We start from the raw sequence: 24,406 nt of genomic DNA, 5'->3' as shown, positions 1-24,406 counted from the left end.
GGTGTGGGCGCCGCCAAGGGCGCCCGTCACGGGTCAGTAGACCAGCTGTGCGGCGCTGCACTGGATCGACTGCACGTTGACGTCGGTCCGGCCCAGTTCAAGGCCCAGCACGCTGGCCAGCAGGTTGGTCAGCAGGGTGCCGACACTGTTGAGCACCGGCCGCAGTGCGGCCAGGATCGGCTTCAGCACGGTGCACAGCAGGCCGCTGCAGCTGACGCTGCCATCGGGGTTGGTGACACCCGTTCCCCCCGCACCATCGAGAAAGCCGGCCGGTGCGGTCTGGATGTACGACGCCAGATTGTTGCGCACGCAGCCGTTGTAATCGATCAGGTTGCCGAGCAGGCTGTCGCAGCGGTTGATCAGCAGGCCGCCGACCAGCGAGCCAAGCAGGCCGTCGAGCAGGCCCAGGCCCTGGCCGGTGACGGTCGTCCTGTAACCGGTCCACACCGAACCGTCTTCCCAGCAGGTGGTCAGGCCCAGCAGGCAGGGCTTGGGGACGCCATTCTTCACCGTCCAGTTGCCCAGCGGGGCGAGATTGCGTGCCGGATCGCCATCGCGCAGCAGCGGGATGACCTGGTCGACGTTGTAGCGTCCGCCAGTCGGAAAGGCCGCCTGCAGGTAGCGATCGGCCAGCGCCTTGGCGGTGTCGTTGGCGTTCATGCCCTGCTTGGGCGAATTGAGCATGCCCGACAGCACCCGTAGCAGTTCGTTCACCAGGCTCGACACTGCGTCACCGATCGCGAGCGGGTTGAACCGGGTCGAGCCGGTCTCACCGGCGGCCAGGGTCAGGGTCTGCGTGCTGGTCAGGGCAGGCAGGGTAATCCTGTCGTTGATCAATGGTTGGCCCAGCAGCTTCAGCAGCTGTTCGTCCTGCAGCGTGGCGTCGCAGACATTGGCCTTGGAGAAGCGCTGTGCAGGGTCGACATTGCCGACGCAGGCGCGCAGCACCGACGAGTCCACCTGGATCGTGGCCTTGGGTGGATTGCCGCCGCACTGGATGCCGGTCAGCGTGCCCATGCCGTTGGCCACGTCGACGTGCAGCGGCAGGTGCAGGCGCGTGCCAAGCAGGTTCAGCAGCGGCCCCAGCGCGAACAGGTTGTTGCTGTCCACGTCCGCCATCAGCCGCACCTGCGCGTTGTAGGCACGGCTGCCGACACCGCCGATGGCGATCGATGGCGGCTCGACCACGCCTGCCTGGATGCTGATGCCCAGCAGGTCCAGTCCCTTGACCGCCACGCCGTTGCCATCGTTGGCGATGGAGATCGCGGTGCTGATCAGGTTGAGCACGTTGATCTGTGACTCCAGTGCGCTGCCGACGGTGCCGTCGGGCGAGACAACTTCAGCAAACAGGCCACCGCCGCCGGACTGGCTACCAAGCACGATGTTGAGCTTGTTGATGTCCAGCTGGGTGGCAACCAGATCGGACAGGGCGCGCAGCTGCACCCCCACTGCGGAGTCACGGCCGACCACGGTGGCGGTGGCATCGACCAGCTGTGCCAGCGAAATCTTGTTGACCGACAGCAGGCGATTGAAGTCGGCCACGCTGAGGTTGGCGCTTACCGGTATGTTGAGCGCTTTCAGCAGGCCCGAAGGGGTGACGTTGGCCTGCGCCAGGCCGTCATAGGACAGCACCGTGGCATTGGTGACGTCCAGGCCAACCAGGCGCAGGGTGGACAGCAGCACTGAATCGCCATTGGTCCTTAGCAGCTGCGAGCCGACTGCAAACACCGCGGTGGGTTCGGCACGGCGCGCCACGGCCTGCACGCTCACGGTGGGCAGGCTGGAAGTCTGCCCGAAGAAGGGCAGCACGCTGCGCTCGGCGATCACCTGAACGGCATTGCGGGGATTGCTGGCATCGACGCTGGTGACGAAGCGGGTGCCGGTGCCACGGCTGGCGCTCCAGTTGCCGCAGCGGATCTGCAGGGTGCCTGCGAACCCGTTCTGGGCCACCGCATTCTGCCGGGCAGCGCTGTTGTCGCTGTTGTCCGGGCTGCACAGCTCCAGTCGCTGTGCGCCGGCCAGAGCGGCAAGGTCGGCCACCTTCTGCGCATCACGCTTGGCCCAGAACAGATAGCCGATCTCGATCAGGCCCAGCATGGCCAACAGCGCCAGCATGACCAGCATCATCGTGACCGACATGCCGCCGCGTGCGCGGCTGAAACTGAACTGGCGTGGGCGTTTCATGGCCGACCTCAGCGTCCGGAGGAGGAGGCGTCCTTGGACCGGGAGACATCGGTCTCAAAGAAGTCCGGGATCTCGTGTTCAAAGCTCTTCAGGTAACGCGCATAGCTCAGCGTGGCCTGGTCACCCAGGATCGGCAGCCGCTGGCCGGCCTGCTGCCCGGAGGCCTGCAGGCGGAACAGATTGCGGGTCGCCTCGCCGCTCTGCAGGCGTGCACGCGGTGCGGCGGGCGGTGCTGGTGCGACGTCGTTTGCGACGGTTGCCGGTTGCGCGCCGGTCACCTCGGCGGATGCGGCCGGTGCGGCCAACTCCACGGTGGGGAGCGGTTCGGCCTGCATGGGCACCGTGCCCGCTGGCGACGGCGAGGGGCCACCGAGCATCTGTCCGGTCAATGGCTGTTGCTGCGCCTGCACGGCACCGGCAACAAGCAGGCAGCACAGCACGGGCAACAGGCGTCGGATCTGGCGCATCGTGGTCATGGTGTGCTTCCGGTCGGGTGATCGGTGGCGCTGAAGCGTTCCAGCATCGAGGGTGGCAGGCGCTGCGGATCGCGTTGGTCGCGCGGGTCGCGGTGGGGTTCGCCCGCCAGCCGTGCGCCGCCCGATGCACGAGCGCCACTCTCGACGCTGGCCGTATGTGCAGGTGTGGCTGCGTTGGCGGCAGCAGCGGCCTGTCGTTGCTGCAGGCGCGTCCGGATCTGCTGGGCCTGCTGCTGGATGCTTCGGCGCGTTTCCTCGTTGAGGCTGGCCTGTGCCGATAGCCGCTCCGCCGTGGCCTGGTCGCCGCGCAGTACCGCCCAGAGTGCAAGGTTGGCCGTTGCCTTGGCGTTGCCCGGTGAAAGCTCCAGGGCCTTGGCCAGCGGCTCGCGGGCCTGATCGAACCGGCCGGCACGCAGCCGTGCATAGCCCAGGTCGCCCAGGTAGTCGGTGTTCAAGGGCTGCAGCTGCGTAGCGCGCGCCAGGGCCTGTTCGCTGCCGGCATCGTCGTCGCGACGTGCGGCGATCAGGCCCAGGCCATGTGCCGCAGCGGCGGCCTGCGGCCCGCTGGACAGCTCGCGATACAGCGCGACCGCCGCGTCGGTCTGGCCGGTCTCACGCAGTGCGTCGGCCTGCAGCAGGCGCAGGGCAGGACGATCACCATAGCGCTGGCGGAAGGCCTCCACATGGGCCAGCGAGGCATACCAGGCGCCCTGCTGCTGCATGCGTTCGATCAGCTCCAGATAGGCGTTGCGGCTGTCCTGCGGATCGGGTTCCGGCGGCGCAAGGCTGGGCGCCCGCACATACTTCGGCGTGGTCGAGGCGCAGCCACTGGCCAGGGCGGCGAGGGTGACGGCAAGCAGCAGGCAGGAGGTGTGCAGGGGAGGCATCAGGGAGATCCCATCTTGGACAGGGTGGTGGCCAGCGCGACCAGCGCCGGGCCGGCAAGCACCAGCATCAGTGCCGGCAACAGGGTCAGCATCATCACCACGGTCATCTTCACCGAGAGCTTGCCGACCTTTTCCTTCAACGCGTTGCGGCGCTGTTCGCGCAGGCGGAGGCTGAACTGGCGCAACGGCTCCTGCACTGCGCCGCCGTGCGCATGCACCTGCAGGATCAACTGCATCAGGCTGGCCAGGTCATCATCGGCGTAGACCTCGCTCAGCCGCCGCAATGACTGCGCGCGCGTGCGGCCATGGGTATAGGCCACATTGGCTTCCTGCAGTTCGCCGCCGAGTACCGGCAATGCATCGCGCAGCTTGTCGCCCAGCGTCTGCAGGCTCTGGTCCATGCTGAAGCCCACGCCCTGCAGCAGGCGCAGCAGGTCGATCAGCAGGGGCAGCTCGTTCTCGACCGCACGGCGGCGGCGCTTGACCCACGACGACAGCACGAACTTCGGCAGCAGCAGCCCGGCCGCCAGCGCACCGATCACCACCATCACCTTGGCAAGCCCGTGCGCGCTGCTGAACGCCAGCGCCAGCGCCAGCACCAACAGGGCAAGCAGCAGGCGCAGGCCGAGATAGATCGCGGTGCCGCGGCGCGTGTTCCAGCCAGCCAGGTCCAACAGCAGCTTGTCTTCGTTGGCAAGCAGTGCGGCCTCCAGGCGGCCGCCACTGAGCGAGCGCCCGAAGCGCTCGATCCAGCCCAGTGAGTCGCGGCGCGTGGCCTCGGTGTCGCGGCCTTCTTCACGCGGCTGAAGGGCGGTTTTCAGTGTGGCTGAGGTGCGGTGCTCGCGATGGCTGCGCACCCAGCCGGCGATACCGAGCAGGGCGACGCCGGCTGCCAGCACCAGCAGCGAAAGGGCGAACCAGGCGCTGGCGCTCATCGGGCACCTCCGGGGCGGCTGCGGGCGGTCATAGCGATTTGGCCAGGCGGTACAGCAGGAACGCCCCGAGCAGTTCCAGGCCCAGTGCGATCAGCAGGATCCTGTGACCGAGCGGGTCGTGCAGCACCGGCTGGAAGAACGCCGGGCTGGAGATCGCCATCAGCACCGCACTGGCGGGTGGCAGCAGCCCCAGCACCCAGGCCGACATCCGTGTTTCCGAGGTGGTGGCCGCCAGTTCCTGCTGGGCCTGTTCCAGGTCGCGCATGAAATCGCCCATGCGTTGCAGGATCTGGTCGGCGCGGCCACCGATGCGCACGCTCACGCCGATCACCACTGCCAGCACCTTCAGTACGTCCATCCGGTACGGCTGCGCGGCCAGGCTCAATGCACGATCCAGGTCCATGCCGCTGCGCGCATAGCGCACCGTGGTGTCGAGCAGGCCGCGCAGTGGCGCGCTGGTCTGCATCGAAGACACCTGGAACGCGGCCTGCAGGCTGTTGCCCAGCGCGGTGAGGCGGACCAGGTTGTCGAGAAAGTCCGGCATCTGGTGCAGCAGCTGCGCGCGCAGCTTCGTGATCCGGCGCATCACCCACAGCCAGCAGCCCAGCAGGTACAGCAGCAGGGTCAGCGGAAACATCCAGGCCGTGCCCAGCCGCATCGCCGCCACGACCGCAAGCACCAGTCCCGGCACCAGCAGCATCAGTGGCAGCTTCCAGCCCGGCTGAAGGCCGGCGCGCTGCAGGACACCGTCCCACGGCAGTACGCGGGTCCCAGTGCTGGCCGGGCGGGTCGAATCGTTGGCCGCCGCAACGGCAGGCCCGGCCGGTACCGCGCCGGCCGCGCTGCCGCGCGCCAGTTGTTGCTCGGCATGCTGCAGCGAGGCCTGGCGCTGCTCACGGCTGGCGGCGGTGCCCCATAGCCAGACGGCCAGCGCCAGCAGCACCGAGATGATGCTCAACACGCCCAGCAGCAGGCCGGTGCCCATGCTCAGAAGTCCCCGTAGAGCGATTCACGCAGTTGCTGGCGGAACGGCTCCAGCTTGTGCGAGTGCGGATGGAAGCCCAGGCCGATCCAGCGGTCGGTCTCGCGGCCGGCGGCGTCGATCTGCACCTCGTGGCGGAACATTTCCTGGGTGGTGATCAGGTTGTCACTGACCCCGGTGATCTCGGTGATCGAGACCAGCACCCGGCGCCCGCTGCCCAGCCGCGAGATCTGCACGATGAAGTCGATGGCGCTGGCAATCTGCCGGCGCAGGCTGTCCTCGCTGCCCTGGAAGCCGGCAAAGCCGGCCAGCATCTCGATGCGGTACAGGCAGTCGCGCGGCGTGTTGGCGTGGATGGTGGCCATCGATCCGTCATGGCCGGTGTTCATCGCCTGCAGCATTTCCAGCACTTCCGCGCCACGCACTTCGCCGACCACGATGCGGTCCGGGCGCATGCGCAGACTGTTGCGCACCAGGTCGCGGATGCTGACCGCGCCCTGGCCCTCGGCGCCACCGATGCGGCTTTCCAGGCGCACCACGTGCGGATGGTTCAGCGAAAGCTCGGCGGTGTCCTCCACGGTGATGACGCGCTCGCTGGGTGGCACGTAGCTGGCCAGTGCGTTCAGCAGCGAGGTCTTGCCGGAGCTGGTGCCGCCGGAGACCAGGATGTTGCATCGGCCCAGCACCATTGCCTTCAGCAGGGCCTGCATCGGTGCGTCGAAGGTGCCCTTGGCGAGCAGTTCGTCGGGGGTGAACGGGTCCTTGCGGAACTTGCGGATGGACACCATCGGCCCGTCCACCGCCAGTGGCGAGATGATCGCGTTGAGGCGGCCGCCGTTGGGCAGGCGCGCATCGACCATCGGATTGGAATCATCCAGCCGGCGGCCAAGCGGCGCGAGGATGCGGCGCAGGATGCGCAGCAGGTGGGTGTCATCGGTGAAGCGCTGGGTGGCACGCCGGAGCTGGCCACCCTGCGAAACGTGCACGTCCTTGAAACCGTTGATCAGGATGTCTTCGATGGAGGGGTCGTGGAGCAGGTCGTCCAGCGGGCCGAAACCGGTCAGCTCCTTGACCAGGCCCTCGGCAACCACCTGCATCTCTTCTTCGTTGATCGGGATGCGCCATTCCTGGATGAAGCCCACGGTCTGTACCTGCACCCAGCGGGCGATGGTATCCGGGGCCCAGGAATCGATGTCGATGCGCTCGTCCTCGATGCTGTTGAGCAGGTGCTCATGCGCGGCCGACAGCACCTTCTGGTACTGCTCGGTCTGTGCGAACGGCAGGTGGCCCGGGCTTTCGTGCAGCAGCGGGCGGGCAACGGCATGCGGGAACGGGGTTACCTTGTCTTCCATTGCGATCCACCCAGGGCAAGGGAGAGTCTTTCCCGCAGGCCATGCGGCTGGACCGGGCAGGCAGCCGGGTCCAGCCGTGACACAAGCGGGGCGAGGGCACGCAGGTAGGGATCGCGCGGCGCATCCTGCAGCAGCAGGCGGCCCTGGCTGGCGGCAAGGCGCACACGCGGTCGTTCAGGCAATGTCGCCAGCAACGGCAGTTCGAAGCGGCGTGCGATCTGTTCCGGGCTCATGCCGCTGCTGTCGTCGTGGCGGTTGATCACCAGTTGCAGGCGTTTCTCGCGCTCGCGCTGGCCTGCAAGATGCTTCAGTGCCTGGTCCAGCGAGACCAGCGTGGCGATCGACGCATCGGTGACCAGCCAGATCTCGTCTGCCTGGTCCAGCAACAGCGGCGGCAGCTGCCGCAGCGGGCAGCCGCCGGCATCACACAGCACGCTGGCGAACACCCCGCGCAGGCGCTGCAGCAGCGCGCCAGGGTCGGACGGGGGCACGGCATCACTGCCGCCGGCACGGTCCAGCAGCACCAGCCCGGAGTCATGGCGCGCCATCGCGGTGCGTGCAAGGGTGGCGTCGATGCGGCTGGCGTTGCGCAGCGCATCCTCGTAGTGGAAGCGGCTGTCGAGATTGAGGTACAGCGCAAGGTCACCGGCGGGCTGCGCCAGTTCCATCAGCAGGCCGTCCTGCTGCACTGCATCGCCCTGGGCGAGGGCCCGTGTCTGTTGCGCCAGCACCGAAAGATGTGCGGCCAGGGTACTGGTGCCGACGCCTGCGCGCACGCCCAGCAGCACGATCAGGCGCGCCTTGTGCGCGTGCTGCGCCACCGCGGCCGGGCGCGGTGACAGCGCACGCCGCAGGGCCGCCTCGATGCCGGCGTTGTCACTGTCCAGGTCCAGCACATCGCGCAGGCCGGCGCGCAGCGCGATCACCACGCCTTCGACCTGGCCGGCGCTGGTGGCGCCGACCGCGACCAGCGCCAGGTCCGGTTGGGTCTGCTGCAGCTGCTGTGCCAGCACGCTCGAGGCAGCCGCGTGCTCGGGCCGGAAGTCAAGCAGCACCAGGCTCTGCGGCCCGCGTTGCAGGTCCTGCGCAGACGTCGGCGCACTGCTGTCCTGCCAGTGCAGGGTGGTGGTCGGCGGCAGCTTGGCGGCCAGCCGGGGCAGCAGTTCGCGGTCGATGCCGTACAGGACCAGGTTCATCGGCGGTCCTTGCGGATGCAGCGGCTGGGCGGTGGCGTAGGGCATGGGCGTGGTTCCGCAGGCGTCATGGAAGTCAGCGCGAGAAGCCGGGCACCGGGTCCTGGCTGACCGGCCCCAGCAACCACGACCCCCATTCGGGAAGATGCGGCTTGGCTTCGCGCTCGCCAGGCAGCGGCAGTTCGGTGTTGCGTGCCAGCGGCTGCACCAGACGCGGGGTGACGATGATCACCAGCTCCTTGTCCTGGCGCTTGTAGTCGAAGTTGCGGAAGAACGAACCAATGATCGGCAGGTCGCCCAACAGTGGAATCTTGTTGACGTTGGAGACGATGTTGGAGCTGACCAGGCCACCGATGACGAAGCTCTCGCCATCACCCAGCTCGACCGTGGTATCGGCGCGACGAGTGGTGATCGAGGGAATCTGCACGTTGTTGAGCACGATCGCGTTGCTGTAGTCCAGGTCGCTCGCCTCCGGCGCGACCTTCAGCGCGATCCGGTTCGGCGCCAGTACCGTTGGGGTCACGGTCAAGCCGATGCCGAAGGGCTTGTAGGTGATGGTGGTGGTGCCAAGCCCCTGCGGCTCCAGGATCGGCAGCTCGCCACCGGCCAGGAAGCTGGCGCTCTGGCCGGACAGTGCCACCAGCGTCGGCTCGGCCAGCACGCGCGCCATGCCATTGCTCTGCAGCAGTTCGACATCGGCGTTCCACCGTCCCTTGGTCGAGCCGAACACCAGCCGGAACGCCGAGGAAATCGGCGACACGGCCTCGTTGCTGCTGTTGCCTTCCTTCATGCCGGGCAGCAGGCCGGTATTGCCGGGCAGGCCAGTGCCGGGCCGCGCGAAGCCATAGGCGAAGCCGCCGTTGCGGTTCTGGAAGTTGATGCCGATCTGCTTCATCGCGGTCTTGTTGAACTCGACCACCTTGACCTCGACCTGGACCACGCCCCCACTGTTGATGGTGGACGCATCGGCAAGCATGCCGTCCTTGCCCAGCGCCATCGCCGCAGTGCGCTGTTCCTGCATGTGCGTGAGCATGCTGTCGGTGCTTCCCTGCAGGAGGCCCTGCTGGTCCTGCTGGGTGAACACCAGCCCGGTACCGCCGGTGCTGGCAGCGCCCTGTACGGCGCTCTGCACCCGTACCGTCAACCGCTGTGGCTCGGCCTGTCTGCGGTGCCACAGCAGCAGGGTGGTGGTGCCAGGCGTCTTGCCGACCAGCAGCGCCTGGCGCTGCCCGCGCAGCATCACGATGTCGGCTACACCCGGGTCGGCAATGGCCACCCGCTCCAGGTCGGCCGGCAGGTTCCAGGGACGCTGCTCGCGCGCCTGCAGCACCAGGTCATCGGCGGCCACGCTCGCTGCCGGCGCCAGCAGCACCAGCAGCAGGGCCAGCCAGCGCTGGCGGAGGGAGAGGCGTGGACGGCGGCGACGTTCGGTCATGGATGCACTCGATGCAGGTCAAAGGGAGGCACGGGATGCGGAACTGTCGCCGCGGATGATCTCGATCCCCGACGCGCGCGGTGCACTGCGACGTGACGCCGGCGCGCGCGCCGGTGCATCCGGGGTGCTGCGTGGCGGTGCACTGCCACGTCCGGCCAGCGCGTCGCTGTCGATACCGGCAAAGGCGTGGTTCTCCGGCCGCTGCAGGGCGAGCTGCTGTTCGGCGTCGAGCCCACGCAGCGGGTCGATCACTCCGCGCGATTGCGGGAACAACGCCAGGTCGGGCAGGCCGGTATCGGCGGGATTGCGCAGGGCCAGGAAAAGTTTGCCCTGCTGCGCACCCAGCAGCAGCCGGTTGGCGTCGGCCACCGGTACCGCAAGCACCGCGCTGCGTGCGGGTTGCGGCGCTTCATTGCTGCTGCTCTGCGTGCTGCCACTTCCGGTGATGTCGGCAGCGCGCGGGTCGTTGCGGGTGTCGGCCTCGCTGTCGGAAATAGTCTCTGTGGCCAGCGGCACGATGTCCTGCTGGCCGTAGCTCAGGACGCGCAGGCGCGACAGCAGCAGGCGCGTCTGCGCCGCTTCGCCAGGGCTGTTGATGCTGGGCTGGGCGTTGCGCAGGTTGAGGAAGACGTCGACGAAATCACCGGGAAGGATGCGGTTGCCGGCACCGACCAGTTCGTCCACGGGTACGGCCAGGGCACGCTCGCCCGGCCGCAGCTGCAGCGAGAAGCCCTGAGCCAATGCGCTGCCGTTGATCACACTGCCTTCGGCAATGTCCTGCACCGGCACCTTGCCGGTCACGGCGGCAATGCTGGTAGCGGCGCCGGGGACGGGTGCGGTGCGCTGGGCCAGGCGCAGGCCGTTGGCGCTGATCGGCTCGCCCGCAGGCAGGCGTGCCACGGCTTCGACCACGGTGATCGCCTGGGTTTCGTTGTGAGCGACCGGCGCGACCGTTGCAGGTGCGGCGGGTTTGCGCCCGATCATGAAGGCGATCAGCGCCAGCAGCACGGCCAGGCCGATCAGGGCGACGGCAGCGATGCGGGTCAACTTGAGCATGGAACCATCTCCAAAGTACCGATCATCAATTGCCGCTGCCGAGATCGAGCTGCGCGACCGCGACGCTGCGGATGGGGGCCTGCATCACCCACTTGTAGAGCGTGGCGGTGCCGGGCAGGAAGGGATGGCTGGCGTAGTCGTAGCTGACCGTCACGGTCATGCACTGGGCCGTGGCCAGACCGGCGCAGGGTGCCTGTGCCGACACCACGATGGCGTTGCTGCCCCCCGCGCTGCAGTCCACGTTCTGCCTGGAAAACTGCAGCAACCATTGCATCGAGGTGCGTGCGGCGACGCAGGCGGCGGTGCGTCGTTCGCTGGCGGTGCCGTAGCGCAGCGAGGCACGCGCGCCTTCGGCCGATGCGGTGGCCAGGGTCTGTTGCGCCGCCATGATCATCACCCCGGAGAAGGTGAACAGCAGCAGCGGCAACAGGCCGAGCATCAGCATCAGGGCGAACTCGATGCTGGCGACACCGCGTTGCAGGCGTGGGCTGCGGATGTTCATGGTGCACCTCCGTAGATGCTGGCCAGCACCCAGCCGATGGCGGCCAGTGCCAGGTAGGCTGCATAGGGAATGCCACGTCGTCCCTGGCGGGCGGCCTGCATGTCACGCAGCACCGGATGCGCTTGCCACTGCGTGCTGGTGCGATTGACCTGCATCTGCTGGTGACCGGGCAGCAGCACGCCCAGGCGGCGACCGGCCAGCACCAGTACGGCATGCAACCCAGCCGCGAGGCTTGCCACCAGCCAGACCGGCAGCAGCGCCTGCCAGCCCAGCATCAGGCCCAGCACGGCAAAGAACTTCACGTCCCCGGCGCCCATCAAGCGCAGGGCATGGAACGGCAGCAGCGCCAACAGGCCGATCGCCGCGCCGGCAAGGTGGGGCAGCCACGGCTGGCGCGGCGCACTGAACTGGCCGACTACGATCACCGCAGTGGCGATCACGCATGCGGCGACCAGCCAGTTGTTGGGCACTCGACGGGCATACAGATCACTGATCGCGATCCGCAGGCACACGCCGATGGCCAACAATCCCAGCACTGTCATCGCACACTCCATCGTCCGTCACTGGACGGTCTTCGCCTGGTTCCATGCGCCCCGCCGTCGCGGCTCTGCCGGCCGCGCGCGGTCGCCGCTCAGGTCGTCGAGCCCGAAGCCTTGGTGGCCAGTGCGGAGAGGTTCTTGAACAGCGTTTCGAAGAACCCCTTGATCTGGTCGTTGCCGACCGCAATCAGGACGCCAGCTATCACGGCAGCCAGCAGCCCGTACTCGAGCGCGGTGACGCCGTCTTCTTCCTTCAGGAATTTGCGGATCGATGCGTTCATGACCAATGTCTCCCTCTACCTGTCTGCGGATGCAGTACACCTGCGTTGGGCGGTGGCCCGGCTCCGCCGGGATCGTCCGTGGGCCTCCGCGCGTCCTGGCGGAGGAGGCACGGCGGGATAGGCCCGCTGTGCTCAAGCAGGGTGATCGTTTCCAGGCGGGACATCGGCCGCACGGTCGCGACCGGACGGCCCGGGGCCGGTGGTCGAGGCATCCAATGATGCGTGCGTGGTCATGCTGTCCCCCTGGGTGCGGCCAGATCAGATGGCTCGATCACCGTAATGTCGACTTTGCCTGAATGGCGGTTGGCTGCAACCGGAACCTATATGCAAATTCGGCAGAAACCCCGGAAGCCTGAAAATTTCAGATGGTTTTTGTGATGAAAATCCGTTCGCAGGCAAAACGATTCATTGTCGTGCAGATAATGTGATTCGCCTTGTGGTTCCATGCGAAAACCGTGCCACCTGCTCAGACATTTTCTTCACTTGTGTATCCCGTTTCATCATTCAGCGCCGCGGGTTTACCTTTGCCGATTATTGGGCATACTCGTATTCAAGCTCTTGCATTGATTTGTACGATCGCATCGACGCCGGCGCTGTCGGCGTGGCAACGGAAATGGATTCTGGATCGTTGCGCGCCCTGTCAGGCAGTGGGGGCCGCAGCGGATGGCGGATCAACGGGGGGACAACACTGTCATGGTCGATGGTGGGGTAGAGGACAGCGACGACAGCGGCCTTCGGTCGATAGACCTGGCCACGCTGAGCGGCGTGCTTCGCGTCTGCGATGTCGAACTGCTGCTGCTGGATGGCAACGGGCCACGGGCGGCGTTCGCTTCGCGCGTGCACGAGGAAGCCCTGTTCTGCAGCATCAGCTGCGGCTTCCATTGCCGTGGCCGTTTCATGCTGCCGCCGGACTGGGCGATGCTGGGGTACCTGCACGCCACCGATGAAACGATGAGCTGGTGCCACGGCGTGCCGCTCTCGCCGGGCATGGCGCTGACGATCATGCCGGAGGGCATCAGTGAGTTCACCCTGAGCCCGGGCACGCACATGACCCTGATGCTGGTGCCGGTGGCCCGCGTCCAGCGCAAGCTGACCGAACTGAGCCTGCGCAGCACGCCACCTGCTGGCCAGGCACTTTCGCTGTTCAACCTGGCCAGCGATGCCACGCCGCTGGCACGCCATTACCAGCAGCTGCACCTGCAGCTGGGGCAGGGTGCAGGCCTGCAGCCGGATGAGACCGAGAACCTGCTGCATGAGCATGTGCAGGCCCTGCTGGGCGCCGGTGCGGCGGATCGCCCGGGCTGCACCCGTGCGCGGCGCACGCATTATCTGATCGCGCAGCGTGCAGAGAACTTCATGCGGCTCAACCTGCGTCGCAATATCTACATGAACGAGATCTGCGATGCCGCCGGCGTCAGCGAGCGCGGCCTGCGCTATGCGTTCGAGGACCTGTTTGGAACCTCGCCGAACCGCTACCTCTCCATGCTGCGCCTGTGCGCGGCCTGCCGCAGCCTGTCGATGGCGGACTCCAGCCGTCGCTCGGTGAAGGCGATCGCCCTGAGCTGCGGGCTGTGGGACCTGTCGCGCTTCGCCGACAATTACCGCAAGGTATTCGGCGAACTGCCGCGCGACACCCTGATGCGCGCACCCGCGCAGATCGGCCAACCGGCCTGATCCAGGCCCGGCAAGGGTTTTTGCGGAGTTTATGCCGGAATTGCGTATCCGCTTGCCGATCGTGTTGCCGCTTATGCATAGCCGGCTGCCGATTCCGGCCGTGGATTTGCCGGAATGCGCGATTGCCGTGCCGGATTGAAGTGCACCGCCCTCGTTGCAACCGCTGGAATGTCAGTCACCTGCCTAGCGGCAAGTCCACTGACATTCCAGTTGTTCGCCTACGGGGGAAATGCTCATGAACCGCATCTACCGGCGTGTATGGAACCGCCAGCTCAATGCTCTGGTTGTGGCCTCGGAACTGGCCACCGGCGACAGCGGCGGCAGCGCCGCACGCGATCCGCGCGCCTTCCTGCTGATGCCCACGGCCCTGGCCCTGGCACTGCTGTGTGCGCTGGCCAGCGGCCATGCAGGGGCCTCGGAAACCAATCAATCGCTGCGTGACCTGCAAGCACTCGCGGCAAAGTATGCGCAGCCGATGCCGGTCAAGGTTGACGCGGAAGTGGCCCTGGCTGCCGCCGCGCGACAGGCGCAGAACAGCCCCGCACTCAGCGCGGATGCTCGTCTGGGCCTGCAGTTGAACACCACGTCGCTGCCGGTGGTACGTGACGTGTTGCCGGCCACCGTGCAGGTGAAGCTGGCAGCGAACACCGTGCCGAAACAGGTGGCCGTGCCGGCACTGGCGGCTGATGTCCGCGCCAATGTTGGCGTGGGCAACGCTGCGGCCAGGGCGGCACAGGTGGATGCATCGCTGGCTGCGCACGTTGCGCCCGGCGCGCAGGCGCCGCTGGGCGTTGCTGCCAATGCGCGCGCCAGGGCCAAGGTCGGCATCGCTGGCCGCCAGGTCGCTGCGATCGATACGGGTGCCCAAGCGGCCGCCGGCCTCAGCGGTGCAGCCGCCGGATCACTGCCTGGGCTGAAAGCCACCGTCGACGGCAAGGCCGACACGCATCTGGCGGTCGCTGGCCATCACATCGAGGGGCATGGCCAGGCCCAGGCGACGGCGGCAGTCACGCTGCCGGCCAAGGAAGAACTGCCGGGTGAAACCCATGATCGTGCCATCAGTGCCGCGTTCGATGCCGGCGTCGCCGGCAAGGTGCGCGTGCAGGCGCCAGACGGCCAGGAGGTAGTGGCCGATCGCAATCTGAAGCTGGCCGGACAGGCGACGGTGGCCGCACAGCACAGCGCGCTGGGCGTCGGCAACCTGGTCGGTGGTGCGGTGGGTGCTGTCGGCGGGACGCTTCACGGTGCCGCGGGCGCAGTTGGTAGCGCGGTGGGTGGCGCGCTGAACGGTACTGTCGGCCAGGTCGGCAGCGCAGTGGGCGGCACGCTCAACAACACCGTCGGTGCAGTCGGTGGCGCGCTGAACGGCACTGTCGGTACCGTTGGAAGTGCAGTGGGCGGCACGCTCAACAACACGGTAGACGCAGTCGGTGGCGCAGTTGGCGGTGCTCTGAACGACACTGTCGGCCAGGTCGGCGGCGCACTTGGCGGCACACTCAACAACACGGTGGGCGCAGTCGGTGGCGCAGTTGGCGGTGCTCTGAACGGTACTGTCGGTACCGTTGGAAGTGCAGTGGGCGGCGTACTGAACGGCACCGTCGGCCAGGTCGGCAGCGCAGTGGGCGGCACGCTCAATAACACGGTAGGCGCAGTTGGCGGTGCTCTGAACGGCACTGTCGGTACCGTTGGAAGTGCAGTGGGCGGCGCACTGAACGGCACCGTCGGCCAGGTCGGCGGCGCACTTGGCGGCACACTCAACAACACGGTAGGCGCGGTCGGTGGCGCAGTTGGCGGTGCTCTGAACGGCACTGTCGGTACCGTTGGAAGCGCAGTGGGCGGCGCACTGAACGGCACCGTCGGCCAGGTCGGCAGCGCAGTGGGCGGCACGCTCACCAACACGGTCGGCACGGTCGGCGGCGCCGTGGGCGGCATTCTCAACGGCACCACCGGCAGCACCGCCGGCGACCTGGGCGGTGTGCTGGGCAGCACGCTGGGCAGTGTCGGAAGCGCGGTGGGCAACCTGCTCAACGGCAATCTCAATGGCACCGTCGGCAACCTGGGCAGCGCCGTGGGGGGCCTGGTGGGAGGCACGCTGGGCAGCCTCGGCCTGACCCAACCCTCGGCGATTCCGCCAACCAGTCCGAAGGCGCCCGCGCCGGCCGACCCGAATGCTGGTCTGATCATCGGCACCGGTGGCCTGGTCGGCAATGTCGGCCAGCTGATCGGGCCGACCACCACCAGCCTGTTCGGCGGCAACGGCTACCTGAGCAACGGCAATCTCAAGCTCAGCAACGCCAACGTCATGCAGACCTATTCGACGGTCAATGTGCTGGGCCTGCCGGTGGTCAACCTGTCGCCGGTCGGCAGCACGCTCAACGGCCTGGGCGGCGCAGCCACGGGCGGCAGCTCGCACCTGACCCTGATCGGTGGCGTGACCTCCGACAGTTACATCTACAACATCAACAACGGCAATCCCGGTGGCCTGCTGGGCCTCCTTCTGCCAACCGACTCGCCGGCGTGGGCGGCCAAGTGCCTGGACATCGCGCTGGCCGATATTTCCTGCTGGGCGGTCAACGCGGCACAGGACTACCAGGTGTTGATGGGCGATGGCGCCTTCGCCAACGGGTCCAAGGAAGTGGTGATCGGTGCCAATGCACGCCATGAACTGCCGAAGGTCGATGCCAATGTCGCCTTCCCCGGCGATGGCGTCAACGATCCCAGCAATCCGACCGGCGTGCCGACGGCCGACTATGCCGCCCGCATGGGCCACTCGGTCGTCGTCGGTGACAGTGCCGTGGGCACCGCCAACGGACAGACCCTGCTGGGTGCCGAAGCTACTTCAAACCAGGCCAACTCGGTCGCGCTGGGTTACCGCTCCGCTGCACTGCGCGGCGCGCAGGCCAGCTACAGCGCCTACGGCCTCACCGCACCGCAGGTTTCGGCCGGTGAAGTGTCGGTGGGCACGGCCGGTGGTGGCGAGCGCCAGATCACCAACCTTGCCGCGGGCAGCGCCAATACCGATGCTGTCAACGTGGCCCAGCTGAAGGGCGCCATCAGTCTGATCGACGATGTGGCCTCCGCAGCGGTCACCTATGACCTGGACGGCTCGGGCAACCCGAACTATCGCCGGGTCACGCTCGGCGCAGGCACCGGCACCACCACCATCGGCAATCTTGCCGCTGGCGCGGTCACCGCAGGCAGCCTGGAGGCGGTCAACGGTGGCCAGCTGGCGGCGACCAACAGTGCCATCGCCAGTTTCTTCGGTGGTCGTGCGGCTTTCGATCCGGCCAGCGGCATCTTTACTGCACCGTTGTTCGAGATCAGCACGATCTCCACTGGCGGTGCCATCGCCAAGGGCCTGTATGAGAATGCCACCGATGCCTTCGCCGCGGTCGATGGCTCGCTGGTCAACCTCAACACGCAGATCACCGACATCCGCAACGGTGGCACCAAGTACCTGCGGGTGAACTCGACCGGCACTGAGGCGGTGGCCAGCGGCGCCGACTCGATCGCGGTGGGTACCAATGCCCGCGCCACTGCCGCCAACAGCATCGCGGTCGGCGCCGGCAGCCTGGCCGACCGTGCCAACAGTGTCTCCATCGGTGCGGCCGGTGCCGAGCGCCAGGTCACCAACATGGCCGCCGGCACGGCGGCGACCGATGCGGTCAACGTGGGCCAGCTGCAGGCCTCGGAGCAGGGCGCCCTGCGCTATGACCTCAACGGCGACGGCAGCGTCAACTACGCCAGCGCCACGTTGGGCCAGACCGGCACGGCAACCACGCTGCGCAACCTTGGCCCGGGCCAGGTCAGTGCCACCAGCAGTGAGGCCATCAATGGTGCCCAGCTGTTTGCCGCCAACCAGGCGGTGGCCACCCATCTGGGCGGTGGTGCCGCGGTCGATGCCAACGGCGTACTGACCGCACCGACCTACTCGATCAACAACGTCGCCGCCAACGGCACGATCACCAAGGGCAACTACAACGACGTCGGTACCGCCTTCGATGCCGTCAGCAACTCGCTGGCCAACGTCGCGGACCAGACCGGCGAGATCGACAAGCTGGCCGTGAAGTACGACGTCGATGGCAGTGGCAACGTGCTCAACAGCGTGACGCTGACGGGTACCGGCACCGGCGCGGTGAAGATCACCAACGTCGCCGCCGGCAGCATCCTGGCCGGCAGCAGTGATGCCATCACCGGCGACCAGCTGTTCAGCACGAACAACACCATCGCCACCTACTTCGGTGGCACCACCGCCTACAACGGCACCACCAACGTGTGGACCGCGCCGACGTTCAGCATCTCCAGCATCGCCACCGATGGCACCTTCACCAGCGGCGATTACAACAACGTCACCGCCGCCTTCACCGCTGTCGACGGCTCGCTGAAGGTCCTCAACCAGCGCATCACCAATGGCGGTGGTGGCAGTGCGTACCTGGCGGTCAACTCAACGGCGGCCGCAGCCACTGCAGCCGGTGCGGAAGCCGTGGCGGTCGGTCCGCAGGCCAGTGCAGCCGGTGCCAACAGCGTGGCGGTCGGCAACGGTGCCAGCAGCAGTGCCGGCAACAGCGTGGCGCTGGGCGCCGGTTCGGTCGCCAGCGTCGGTGCACAGAGCGGCTACACCGGCGCCTACGGGCAGACCGGTGCCAGCAACTCGGCCGGTGAGGTCTCGGTCGGCAGCACCGGCAGCGAACGCAAGATCACCCACGTTGCCGACGGCTCGGACACCTACGACGCGACCAATGTCGGCCAACTCAAGAACGGCGTGAACTACGCCATCGACGAGTCGAAGAAGTACACCGACCAGAAGATCCAGAACATCACCAACGTGGCGGGCAGCTTCCGCGCCAACAACACCAACAACCTGGCCGATCCGTCCGCCAGCGGCGCCAACTCGGCCGCCGGTGGTGCAGGCTCCACTGCCGCCGGTGCCAACTCGACCGCGCTGGGCAATGGTTCGCAGGCGCAGGCCGACAACTCGGTGGCATTGGGTGCGGGTTCGGTGGCGAACCGGGCCAACACGGTCTCTGTCGGTGCCGCCGGTGCCGAACGCCAGGTGGTCAACGTGGCAGACGGCTCGCAGGCCACCGATGCGGTCAACGTGCGCCAGCTGCAGGCTTCGCAGCAGGGCACGATCCGCTACGACACCACGGTGAACGGCGCGACCAACTACAACAGTGTCACCCTGGGCAGCACCAGCAGCGGCCCGACTACGGTGCGCAACGTCGCCGCCGGTACTGCTGGCACCGATGCCGTCAACGTCGACCAGCTGAAGTCGGGCATGGCGCAGACCCTGGACTGGTCCAAGGCCTACACCGACGAGCGCATGGGCGGCTTCGAGCGCGACCTGCGCAAGACCGACAATCGTGCTTCGGCCGGTATCGCGTCGGCGATGGCCACCGCAGCGCTGCCGCAGCCGAGCGAGGCGGGCCGCAGCATGGCCTCGATCGCGGCTGGCAGCTACAACGGCGAATCGGGCGTGGCGGTCGGTATCTCCGGTGTCTCCGAAGGCGGCCGCTGGATCTACAAGTTCAGCGGTTCGACCAACAGCCGTGGCGAGGCCGGTGTGGCCGTCGGTGCCGGCATCCAGTGGTAATCCCCGCCGCCGGGCCGCACCCGCGGCCCGGCATCGCGGAAACGTCTACAGGGGGAACGACATGAAACAGCATCGCATCGCCCGCGCCGGCCAATGTGCCGCCACGCTTGGCCTGATCCTGGGGATGGGCCTGCTGGCCGCCTGCCGCAGCCATGCGCCGGCCGCCGACGGTCCTGCCGACGCCACCGCCGTGCACTTCCCGGAGGCCTCCAAGGCCTCGCTGAAGGAAGGCATCTATCCCGACGTCGCCGACCTGCGCCGCTTCGCGCCGGGCATGAGCAAGCGGCAGCTGTACACGCTGCTGGGCACGCCGCACTTCAATGAGGGTATGTGGGGCGTGCGCGAGTGGAACTACCTGTTCAATTTCCGCACCGCGCAGGGCGCGGAATACTTCACCTGCCAGTTCCAGGTGCGCTTCGACAGCAAGGGCATCGCGCAGGGCGGGTATTGGAAGCCGGAGTCGTGCGCGGCCGTGCTCGAACCACCGCGGCCACCGGCGCCGCTGGCACCGGCACCGCTGCCGGAACAGCCGCTGCGGCTGTCGGCCGACGCGCTGTTCGGCTTCGACAGCGCGGTGCTCAGCGCCGAAGGCCAGCAGGCGGTGCAGGGCATCCTGGCGCAGGTACGCGAGGCCGCGCAGGTGCAGTCGATCAGGGTAACCGGCTACACCGACCGCATCGGCAGCGCCAGCTACAACCAGGCACTGTCGCAGCGCCGCGCCGATGCCGTGCGCAACGCGCTGGTGCAGGGGGGCGTGCCTGCAGCCAGCATCAGTGCCGAAGGACGCGGCGCGGCCGAGCCGATCGTGCAGTGCGAGCAGCGCAACCGGCGCGAGCTGATTGCCTGCCTGGCACCGAACCGGCGCGTGCAGATCGCCGGGATGGCACAGCCACATTGACCTCCTGCGCCGGGGCGGTGCCCCGGCATTCCGAGTCCCCCCTGACCGCCGGCAGGCGTGGCAACGTCTCCCCCGTCGTCCACGCCTGCCTGCGGCTCAGGTTTTCAAACGGTGCACGCGATGAATGCCCAATTCCTGCCACTCTCCATGAAGACGGAAGCTACGCTCAGCGTGTACGGCCAGCTCGGCAATCATGCCGTGGTGCGCATCCCCGGGCGGCGCCTGCCGGGCCTGATCCTGCAGGCCGACACCGTGGCCGGATTCCTGGCCCAGTTGCAGGAAGCCCAGGCCTGCCTGCGCAGCGGTCGCGCACAGCGCGCCGACGCCGAGCTGGACATGCTGATCGACGTGCTGCAGCAGTGGTACGCCCTGATCGAATCGCGCCTGGCCGACGCCGGCGAGGCCCTCTAGCAAAAAAAGGGGACGGAGGGGATTAAGTCGTTTCCGGCACAGCCGGGGCATATGCGACTTAATCCCCTCCGTCCCCTTCTTTCAAGCGCGGGCGCGGATCAACCAACAGGCGGCATCCACACGAACGCGGTCACCTTCGATGAACGGCGCGAATGCGGCCAATGCTTTTCCGCGAAGCATTGTGGCGCGGGCTTCCGGCATCGATCGCAGGGCCAGTCCCAACGGTCCCAGGTGGCCGACATAGGTCGGCAGGTCTTCGCGGGCGAGCGAACAGGGCAGGTCCACCGCAACCACTTCCACGTCATTCCAGCCGGCGGCCTGCAACAGGCGCTGCACGCGCTCGCCATCGGCAAAAGCGAACTGTCCCGGTGCGCCGGGTACGCGGGGCGGGAGATCCAGTACATCGCCGATCGCGCGCTCGGCCGTGGTCATGAATGGATTTTCGTCGGCACTGCGCCAGGCGATGAAGCGCAGCCCAGCGCCGGGTGTCGTGGCACGATGCAGGTTGGCGAACGCGGCCTGGCTGTCCTCGAAGAACATGACGCCCAGCCGCGACTGGATCCAGTCGAAGTGCGCGGGCGGCAGCGGATGGCGCTGCGCGTCTGCCACGATCAAGTCCGCGTCCAGTCCCGCAGCCTCGGCGCGCTGGCGGGCCAGCGCCAGCATCGGCGCGGAGATGTCCAGGCCGGTGCAATGTGCCGCAGGGCGCGCTGCGGCCGCGGCCAGCAGGCTGGCGCCGGTGCCGCAGCCGATGTCGAGCAGTTCGGTAACGGTCTCAGGAAGTTCGGTGACCAGCAGGTCAGCCATCGGCTGGAACAGGCCGTCAAGAACAGCCTGTTGCGCAACCCACGCCTGGCCGCCAGGGCCGTTCCACAGGGCGTACTGATCAATGGGAGATGTGCTGGCCATGGCCTTGCCTCGACGGGTAGTTGCCCATAGCTTGGTGCTTGAAGGTCACTTGAGGTCAAGCCCGTGCGTGAACTGGATATCGGCGAGGTGGTCAAGCGCAGTGGCGTGCCGGCCTCGACCTTGCGCTACTACGAACAGCTGGGGTTGTTGCATGCGCTGGGGCGCCGCGGCCTGCGCCGGCAGTACGACAAGCGGGTGCTGGAACGGCTGGCCTTGATCGGCCTTGGCCAGGCGGCCGGCCTTTCGCTGCAGCAGATTGGTGCATCACTGCCGTCGCAGCATGGACGCATCTCACTGGACCGCGAGGCACTGCTGGCGCAGGCCGACGTGCTGCAGCGGCAGATCACCCGGTTGCAGCGGGTGCGCCGTCAGCTGCAACGCGCGGCGGCATGCCCGCTGGCGGAGGATGCCCGGTCGTGCAGTTCGTTCCGGAAACTGTTGCGCGCGCAGCAGCGGACGAGGGGATGAGAGAAGAGCCTCCACGCCCCGCGTGGATCATCAATCGCGGGTGCTGACTTCCCAGGTGGCATGCAGCACGCCCGGCACCTGCTCCATCCGTGCCAGCACCACGTCCAGTTCATCGGCACTCACGGCCGTACTGACCAGCACCGCGATCACATCGGTAGGCGCGTCGGCATGCTTGACCACCTGCACATCGCCCACCGGATACTGCGCCGCTTCCAGCGCATCGACCAGGCGCTCGCGCACCCGCGGCACGGCGTCGGCATCCACGCTCAGGCGCACCTCGTAGGTGGCTTCGGTCGCTGCCTCGTTGATCGGAATGCGGTTGATGGCATTCACCAACGGCCGCAGCAGGGTGTTGCCGGCGATGATCAGCACGGTCAGCAGCACGCCCTCGGCCAGCATGTCCGCGCCGGTGCAGCTGCCGACCGCTGCAGAGCACCACAGGGTGGCGGCGGTGTTCAGGCCACGCACGTTCATGCCTTCCTTCATGATCACGCCGGCGCCGAGGAAGCCGACACCGGAGACCACGTAGGAGATCACCCGCACCGCCTCGGCACTGCCGGCGATGCGCATGCCGAGGTCGACGAAGGCGGCGGCACCGACTGCCACCAGCACGTTGGTGCGCAGGCCGGCGGTGCGTTGCCGGTACTGGCGCTCGGCACCGATCAACGTACCCAGCACGAAGGCGGCCAGCAGGCTGACCACGGTGTCGGCGAAAGGACCGGCCTGGAAGGTCTCAATGAAGCGCATGGCCGGAGTCTACCCGGTCGAAGTGACAGTAGATCCACGCCATGCGTGGATACCCGGAAGTGCCAGAAACGACTTAATCCCCTCCGTCCCCTTTTTCGGGGTCAGTCGGTGTCGTCGACGCGCTCGCCCATCAGTTCGCGCTGGCGCTTGTCCAGTTCCTCGGCATAGCGCTTGCGTACGAAGGCTTCGGACACCACGCCCAGCACCTGGCCGTCGGCGCCGACCACGGCCAGTTCATCGGCCTGGGTCTGGTCGAAGCGCTGCATCACGCTGACCACGTCCGCGGACGGCGACAGCGAGATGTCACGGTTCTCGGCAAGCTCACCGATCGCGGTCTCCGGCTTCACGCCGTCGCCGTAGACGCGCGGGATCTGTACGATACCGGCGTAGTGCCCCTCGCTGTCGATCAGGATCACCCGGCTGCCCGAGCCCAGTGGGAAGCGCTGGCGGAACGCGGCGGCATCGATATCGCCCGGCGCGGTGGCCACGCCCTTGCGCATCAGCCGGCCGGCGCTGAGGTTCTGTACCCAGCCCACGTCGCGGGCACTCTTGATGGTCTCCCCGCGCAGGTGCATGCGCCAGGTCGAGAACGAGTAGCCGAACCACTGCCGTACCAGCGTGCTGGAGACCAGCACCGCACTCATCACCACGCTGGTCAGCAGGAAGTCGTGGGTGCCTTCCAGCACCAGCATGGCCATGGTCATCGGCGCGCCCACCACGGCGGCGGCCAGCGCGGCCATGCCGGCCAGCGCGGCGGAGGTGGCGTCGATTACCGGCACGCCGGTGGCCATGGCCAGCAAGCCAGCGAACAGCGCGCCGACCAGGGTACCCATGAACAGCGAGGCGAAGAACAGGCCGCCGCGGAAACCGAACCCCAGCGAGATGCCCGAGGCCAGGCATTTCAGGGTCAGCAGGCCGCCGATCCAGATCAGCGGCAGATGCGTGGTCAGGTCAAGATGCAGCGCGCCGTGGCCTGACGACAGCACCTGTGGGCTTGCCATGGCCAGCGGGATCAGCAGCAGGCCGCCCACCACCGGCCGACCCCAGGCAGGCAGCGGGCTGCGCTTGACCGTGCCCTCGATCGAGGCGATGAGCCGCATGATGACAATGCCGACCATCGCGCAGCAGCAGCCGAGCAGGCCGTAGATGGCGTAGTCGGCGGCGCGCACGTCGATGGTCGAGGCGGCGGGCAGCAGGTAGGCCTCGATGCCGGCCTGGTCGGCCACAAACGCGCCGGCCAGCGCGGCGACCGCCACCGGGGCCAGTGCGGCCGGCGTGTAGGCGCCGATGACGATCTCGAAGGCATAGAACGCACCGGCCAGCGGCGCACCGAAGGCGGCGGCAATGGCACCGGCGGCACCGGCGCCGACCAGGATGCGCACATCGTTGCGGCGCAGGCGCATCACCCGGCCCAGCTGCGAGCCAGTGCCGGCCCCCATCTGCGTATACGAAGCTTCCAGCCCGACCGAGGCGCCGCAACCATTGGACAGCAGGGTCTGGGTCAGCACGATCAGGTTGTCGCGCATCGACATGCGGCCGCCGTGCAGGGCATTGGCTTCCACCGCATCGAGCAGGGGCCGCTTGAGTCGCGTTGCCGCCAAACTGACCAGGCCCACCAGCAGGCCACCCAGCGGCAGCACCAGCAGCGCGGTCCAGGTCATCGAGGGCAGGGAGCTCAGGCGCATCCCTTCATCCAGCCCGTACAGCGTGCCCTGCAGCCAGCGTGCGATGCCGGACTGCAGCAGGGTCAGGTAGCCGGCAAGCAGGCCGACCAGCAGGGCAAGTGCGATGAACCACAGGTCGCTGCCGCGCAGCCGCAGGCGCAGGCCCTGGAAGGCCGAATGCAGGCGCGATGGCGAAACAGGCAGTGACATGGTGGCGGCA

At 67.7% G+C, this 24,406-nt stretch carries 20 protein-coding genes; 5 read left to right on the top strand and 15 right to left on the bottom strand.

Annotated elements, in window-relative coordinates; genetic code table 11:
* Positions 1-33: 33 nt before the first annotated feature.
* The 12 genes from AC5P8U_RS16375 to AC5P8U_RS16320 form a co-directional block, all read right to left on the bottom strand.
* Positions 34-2,184, bottom strand: a complete 2,151-nt coding sequence (locus AC5P8U_RS16375; RefSeq protein WP_180885409.1) for a TadG family pilus assembly protein — start codon at positions 2,182-2,184, stop codon at positions 34-36.
* 8 nt (positions 2,185-2,192) lie between these two features.
* Positions 2,193-2,660: a DUF3613 domain-containing protein gene (locus AC5P8U_RS16370; protein ID WP_447897422.1), complete on the bottom strand. Its 468-nt coding sequence runs from the start codon at positions 2,658-2,660 to the stop codon at positions 2,193-2,195.
* A complete protein-coding gene (locus tag AC5P8U_RS16365) occupies positions 2,657-3,547 on the bottom strand; it encodes a tetratricopeptide repeat protein (RefSeq protein WP_072167498.1) in 891 nt (296 codons plus the stop codon). The genes AC5P8U_RS16370 and AC5P8U_RS16365 overlap by 4 nt, the downstream gene beginning before the upstream one ends.
* Positions 3,547-4,482, bottom strand: a complete 936-nt coding sequence (locus tag AC5P8U_RS16360) for a type II secretion system F family protein (RefSeq protein ID WP_069138312.1) — start codon at positions 4,480-4,482, stop codon at positions 3,547-3,549. The genes AC5P8U_RS16365 and AC5P8U_RS16360 overlap by 1 nt, the downstream gene beginning before the upstream one ends.
* Positions 4,483-4,510: 28 nt before the next feature.
* Positions 4,511-5,467, bottom strand: a complete 957-nt coding sequence (locus AC5P8U_RS16355) for a type II secretion system F family protein (protein WP_069138314.1) — start codon at positions 5,465-5,467, stop codon at positions 4,511-4,513.
* A 2-nt stretch (positions 5,468-5,469) separates the two neighbouring features.
* Entirely contained in the window at positions 5,470-6,816 is a 1,347-nt protein-coding gene (locus AC5P8U_RS16350) for a TadA family conjugal transfer-associated ATPase (protein ID WP_061479830.1), read from the bottom strand.
* Positions 6,801-8,057 (bottom strand): CpaE/TadZ family protein, encoded by a 1,257-nt coding sequence (locus AC5P8U_RS16345; RefSeq protein WP_005416986.1) that lies wholly within the window; start codon positions 8,055-8,057, stop codon positions 6,801-6,803. The genes AC5P8U_RS16350 and AC5P8U_RS16345 overlap by 16 nt, the downstream gene beginning before the upstream one ends.
* Positions 8,058-8,085: 28 nt before the next feature.
* Positions 8,086-9,444, bottom strand: coding sequence for a type II and III secretion system protein family protein (locus AC5P8U_RS16340; RefSeq protein ID WP_447897421.1), 1,359 nt, complete (start codon positions 9,442-9,444; stop codon positions 8,086-8,088).
* Between the two features lie 18 nt (positions 9,445-9,462).
* On the bottom strand, positions 9,463-10,500 hold the full coding sequence (cpaB, locus tag AC5P8U_RS16335; RefSeq protein ID WP_447897420.1) for a Flp pilus assembly protein CpaB: 1,038 nt from the start codon (positions 10,498-10,500) through the stop codon (positions 9,463-9,465).
* Between the two features lie 25 nt (positions 10,501-10,525).
* Positions 10,526-11,002 carry a TadE/TadG family type IV pilus assembly protein gene (locus AC5P8U_RS16330; RefSeq protein WP_072167502.1) on the bottom strand — a complete coding sequence of 159 codons (477 nt, stop codon included), beginning with the start codon at positions 11,000-11,002 and terminating at the stop codon, positions 10,526-10,528.
* Positions 10,999-11,544, bottom strand: a complete 546-nt coding sequence (locus AC5P8U_RS16325) for an A24 family peptidase (protein ID WP_447897419.1) — start codon at positions 11,542-11,544, stop codon at positions 10,999-11,001. The genes AC5P8U_RS16330 and AC5P8U_RS16325 overlap by 4 nt, the downstream gene beginning before the upstream one ends.
* An 89-nt stretch (positions 11,545-11,633) precedes the next feature.
* Positions 11,634-11,822, bottom strand: a complete 189-nt coding sequence (locus AC5P8U_RS16320; protein WP_005416979.1) for a Flp family type IVb pilin — start codon at positions 11,820-11,822, stop codon at positions 11,634-11,636.
* A 693-nt stretch (positions 11,823-12,515) separates the two neighbouring features.
* Between AC5P8U_RS16320 and AC5P8U_RS16315 the strand changes: the two genes are divergently transcribed.
* The 4 genes from AC5P8U_RS16315 to AC5P8U_RS16300 all read left to right on the top strand — a co-directional run bounded on the left by AC5P8U_RS16315 (position 12,516) and on the right by AC5P8U_RS16300 (position 20,398).
* Positions 12,516-13,496 carry an AraC family transcriptional regulator gene (locus tag AC5P8U_RS16315; RefSeq protein WP_072167504.1) on the top strand — a complete coding sequence of 327 codons (981 nt, stop codon included), beginning with the start codon at positions 12,516-12,518 and terminating at the stop codon, positions 13,494-13,496.
* 235 nt (positions 13,497-13,731) lie between these two features.
* Positions 13,732-19,089 carry an ESPR-type extended signal peptide-containing protein gene (locus tag AC5P8U_RS16310; RefSeq protein ID WP_447897418.1) on the top strand — a complete coding sequence of 1,786 codons (5,358 nt, stop codon included), beginning with the start codon at positions 13,732-13,734 and terminating at the stop codon, positions 19,087-19,089.
* A 61-nt stretch (positions 19,090-19,150) separates the two neighbouring features.
* Positions 19,151-19,987, top strand: coding sequence for an OmpA family protein (locus AC5P8U_RS16305; RefSeq protein WP_111200613.1), 837 nt, complete (start codon positions 19,151-19,153; stop codon positions 19,985-19,987).
* Between the two features lie 147 nt (positions 19,988-20,134).
* Positions 20,135-20,398, top strand: a complete 264-nt coding sequence (locus AC5P8U_RS16300; protein ID WP_231352155.1) for a DUF6959 family protein — start codon at positions 20,135-20,137, stop codon at positions 20,396-20,398.
* Positions 20,399-20,479: 81 nt separating this feature from the next.
* On the opposite strand, the gene AC5P8U_RS16295 is transcribed toward AC5P8U_RS16300, so the two are convergent.
* On the bottom strand, positions 20,480-21,307 hold the full coding sequence (locus AC5P8U_RS16295; RefSeq protein WP_072167508.1) for a class I SAM-dependent methyltransferase: 828 nt from the start codon (positions 21,305-21,307) through the stop codon (positions 20,480-20,482).
* Between the two features lie 63 nt (positions 21,308-21,370).
* Here AC5P8U_RS16295 and AC5P8U_RS16290 point away from each other — a divergent pair, with 63 nt between their 5' ends.
* Complete coding sequence (locus tag AC5P8U_RS16290) at positions 21,371-21,775, top strand: MerR family transcriptional regulator (RefSeq protein ID WP_088497877.1); 405 nt, start codon at positions 21,371-21,373, stop codon at positions 21,773-21,775.
* Between the two features lie 30 nt (positions 21,776-21,805).
* Here AC5P8U_RS16290 and AC5P8U_RS16285 read toward each other — a convergent pair whose 3' ends face one another.
* Together AC5P8U_RS16285 and AC5P8U_RS16280 are read right to left on the bottom strand one after the other, a co-directional pair.
* Positions 21,806-22,522 carry an MgtC/SapB family protein gene (locus AC5P8U_RS16285; protein WP_495214236.1) on the bottom strand — a complete coding sequence of 239 codons (717 nt, stop codon included), beginning with the start codon at positions 22,520-22,522 and terminating at the stop codon, positions 21,806-21,808.
* Positions 22,523-22,623: 101 nt separating this feature from the next.
* Positions 22,624-24,396, bottom strand: coding sequence for a chloride channel protein (locus AC5P8U_RS16280; protein ID WP_447897417.1), 1,773 nt, complete (start codon positions 24,394-24,396; stop codon positions 22,624-22,626).
* Between the last annotated feature and the right edge of the window lie 10 nt (positions 24,397-24,406).

The sequence above is a fragment of the Stenotrophomonas sp. YJH_SMC_81 genome (genome assembly GCF_059370875.1).
The sequence above is the reverse complement of the archived record's forward strand: the minus strand, read 5'-3'. Positions and strand labels throughout refer to the sequence as shown.

Excerpts from the sequence above, each read along its gene's own strand:
- AC5P8U_RS16375 (WP_180885409.1), bottom strand. The coding sequence starts at position 2,184 with ATGAAACGCCCACGCCAGTTCAGTTTCAGCCGCGCACGCGGCGGCATG.
- AC5P8U_RS16370 (WP_447897422.1), bottom strand. The coding sequence starts at position 2,660 with ATGACCACGATGCGCCAGATCCGACGCCTGTTGCCCGTGCTGTGCTGC.
- AC5P8U_RS16365 (WP_072167498.1), bottom strand. The coding sequence starts at position 3,547 with ATGCCTCCCCTGCACACCTCCTGCCTGCTGCTTGCCGTCACCCTCGCC.
- AC5P8U_RS16360 (WP_069138312.1), bottom strand. The coding sequence starts at position 4,482 with ATGAGCGCCAGCGCCTGGTTCGCCCTTTCGCTGCTGGTGCTGGCAGCC.
- AC5P8U_RS16355 (WP_069138314.1), bottom strand. The coding sequence starts at position 5,467 with ATGGGCACCGGCCTGCTGCTGGGCGTGTTGAGCATCATCTCGGTGCTG.
- AC5P8U_RS16350 (WP_061479830.1), bottom strand. The coding sequence starts at position 6,816 with ATGGAAGACAAGGTAACCCCGTTCCCGCATGCCGTTGCCCGCCCGCTG.
- AC5P8U_RS16345 (WP_005416986.1), bottom strand. The coding sequence starts at position 8,057 with ATGCCCTACGCCACCGCCCAGCCGCTGCATCCGCAAGGACCGCCGATG.
- AC5P8U_RS16340 (WP_447897421.1), bottom strand. The coding sequence starts at position 9,444 with ATGACCGAACGTCGCCGCCGTCCACGCCTCTCCCTCCGCCAGCGCTGG.
- cpaB (WP_447897420.1), bottom strand. The coding sequence starts at position 10,500 with ATGCTCAAGTTGACCCGCATCGCTGCCGTCGCCCTGATCGGCCTGGCC.
- AC5P8U_RS16330 (WP_072167502.1), bottom strand. The coding sequence starts at position 11,002 with ATGAACATCCGCAGCCCACGCCTGCAACGCGGTGTCGCCAGCATCGAG.
- AC5P8U_RS16325 (WP_447897419.1), bottom strand. The coding sequence starts at position 11,544 with ATGACAGTGCTGGGATTGTTGGCCATCGGCGTGTGCCTGCGGATCGCG.
- AC5P8U_RS16320 (WP_005416979.1), bottom strand. The coding sequence starts at position 11,822 with ATGAACGCATCGATCCGCAAATTCCTGAAGGAAGAAGACGGCGTCACC.
- AC5P8U_RS16315 (WP_072167504.1), top strand. The coding sequence starts at position 12,516 with ATGGTCGATGGTGGGGTAGAGGACAGCGACGACAGCGGCCTTCGGTCG.
- AC5P8U_RS16310 (WP_447897418.1), top strand. The coding sequence starts at position 13,732 with ATGAACCGCATCTACCGGCGTGTATGGAACCGCCAGCTCAATGCTCTG.
- AC5P8U_RS16305 (WP_111200613.1), top strand. The coding sequence starts at position 19,151 with ATGAAACAGCATCGCATCGCCCGCGCCGGCCAATGTGCCGCCACGCTT.
- AC5P8U_RS16300 (WP_231352155.1), top strand. The coding sequence starts at position 20,135 with ATGAAGACGGAAGCTACGCTCAGCGTGTACGGCCAGCTCGGCAATCAT.
- AC5P8U_RS16295 (WP_072167508.1), bottom strand. The coding sequence starts at position 21,307 with ATGGCCAGCACATCTCCCATTGATCAGTACGCCCTGTGGAACGGCCCT.
- AC5P8U_RS16285 (WP_495214236.1), bottom strand. The coding sequence starts at position 22,522 with ATGCGCTTCATTGAGACCTTCCAGGCCGGTCCTTTCGCCGACACCGTG.
- AC5P8U_RS16280 (WP_447897417.1), bottom strand. The coding sequence starts at position 24,396 with ATGTCACTGCCTGTTTCGCCATCGCGCCTGCATTCGGCCTTCCAGGGC.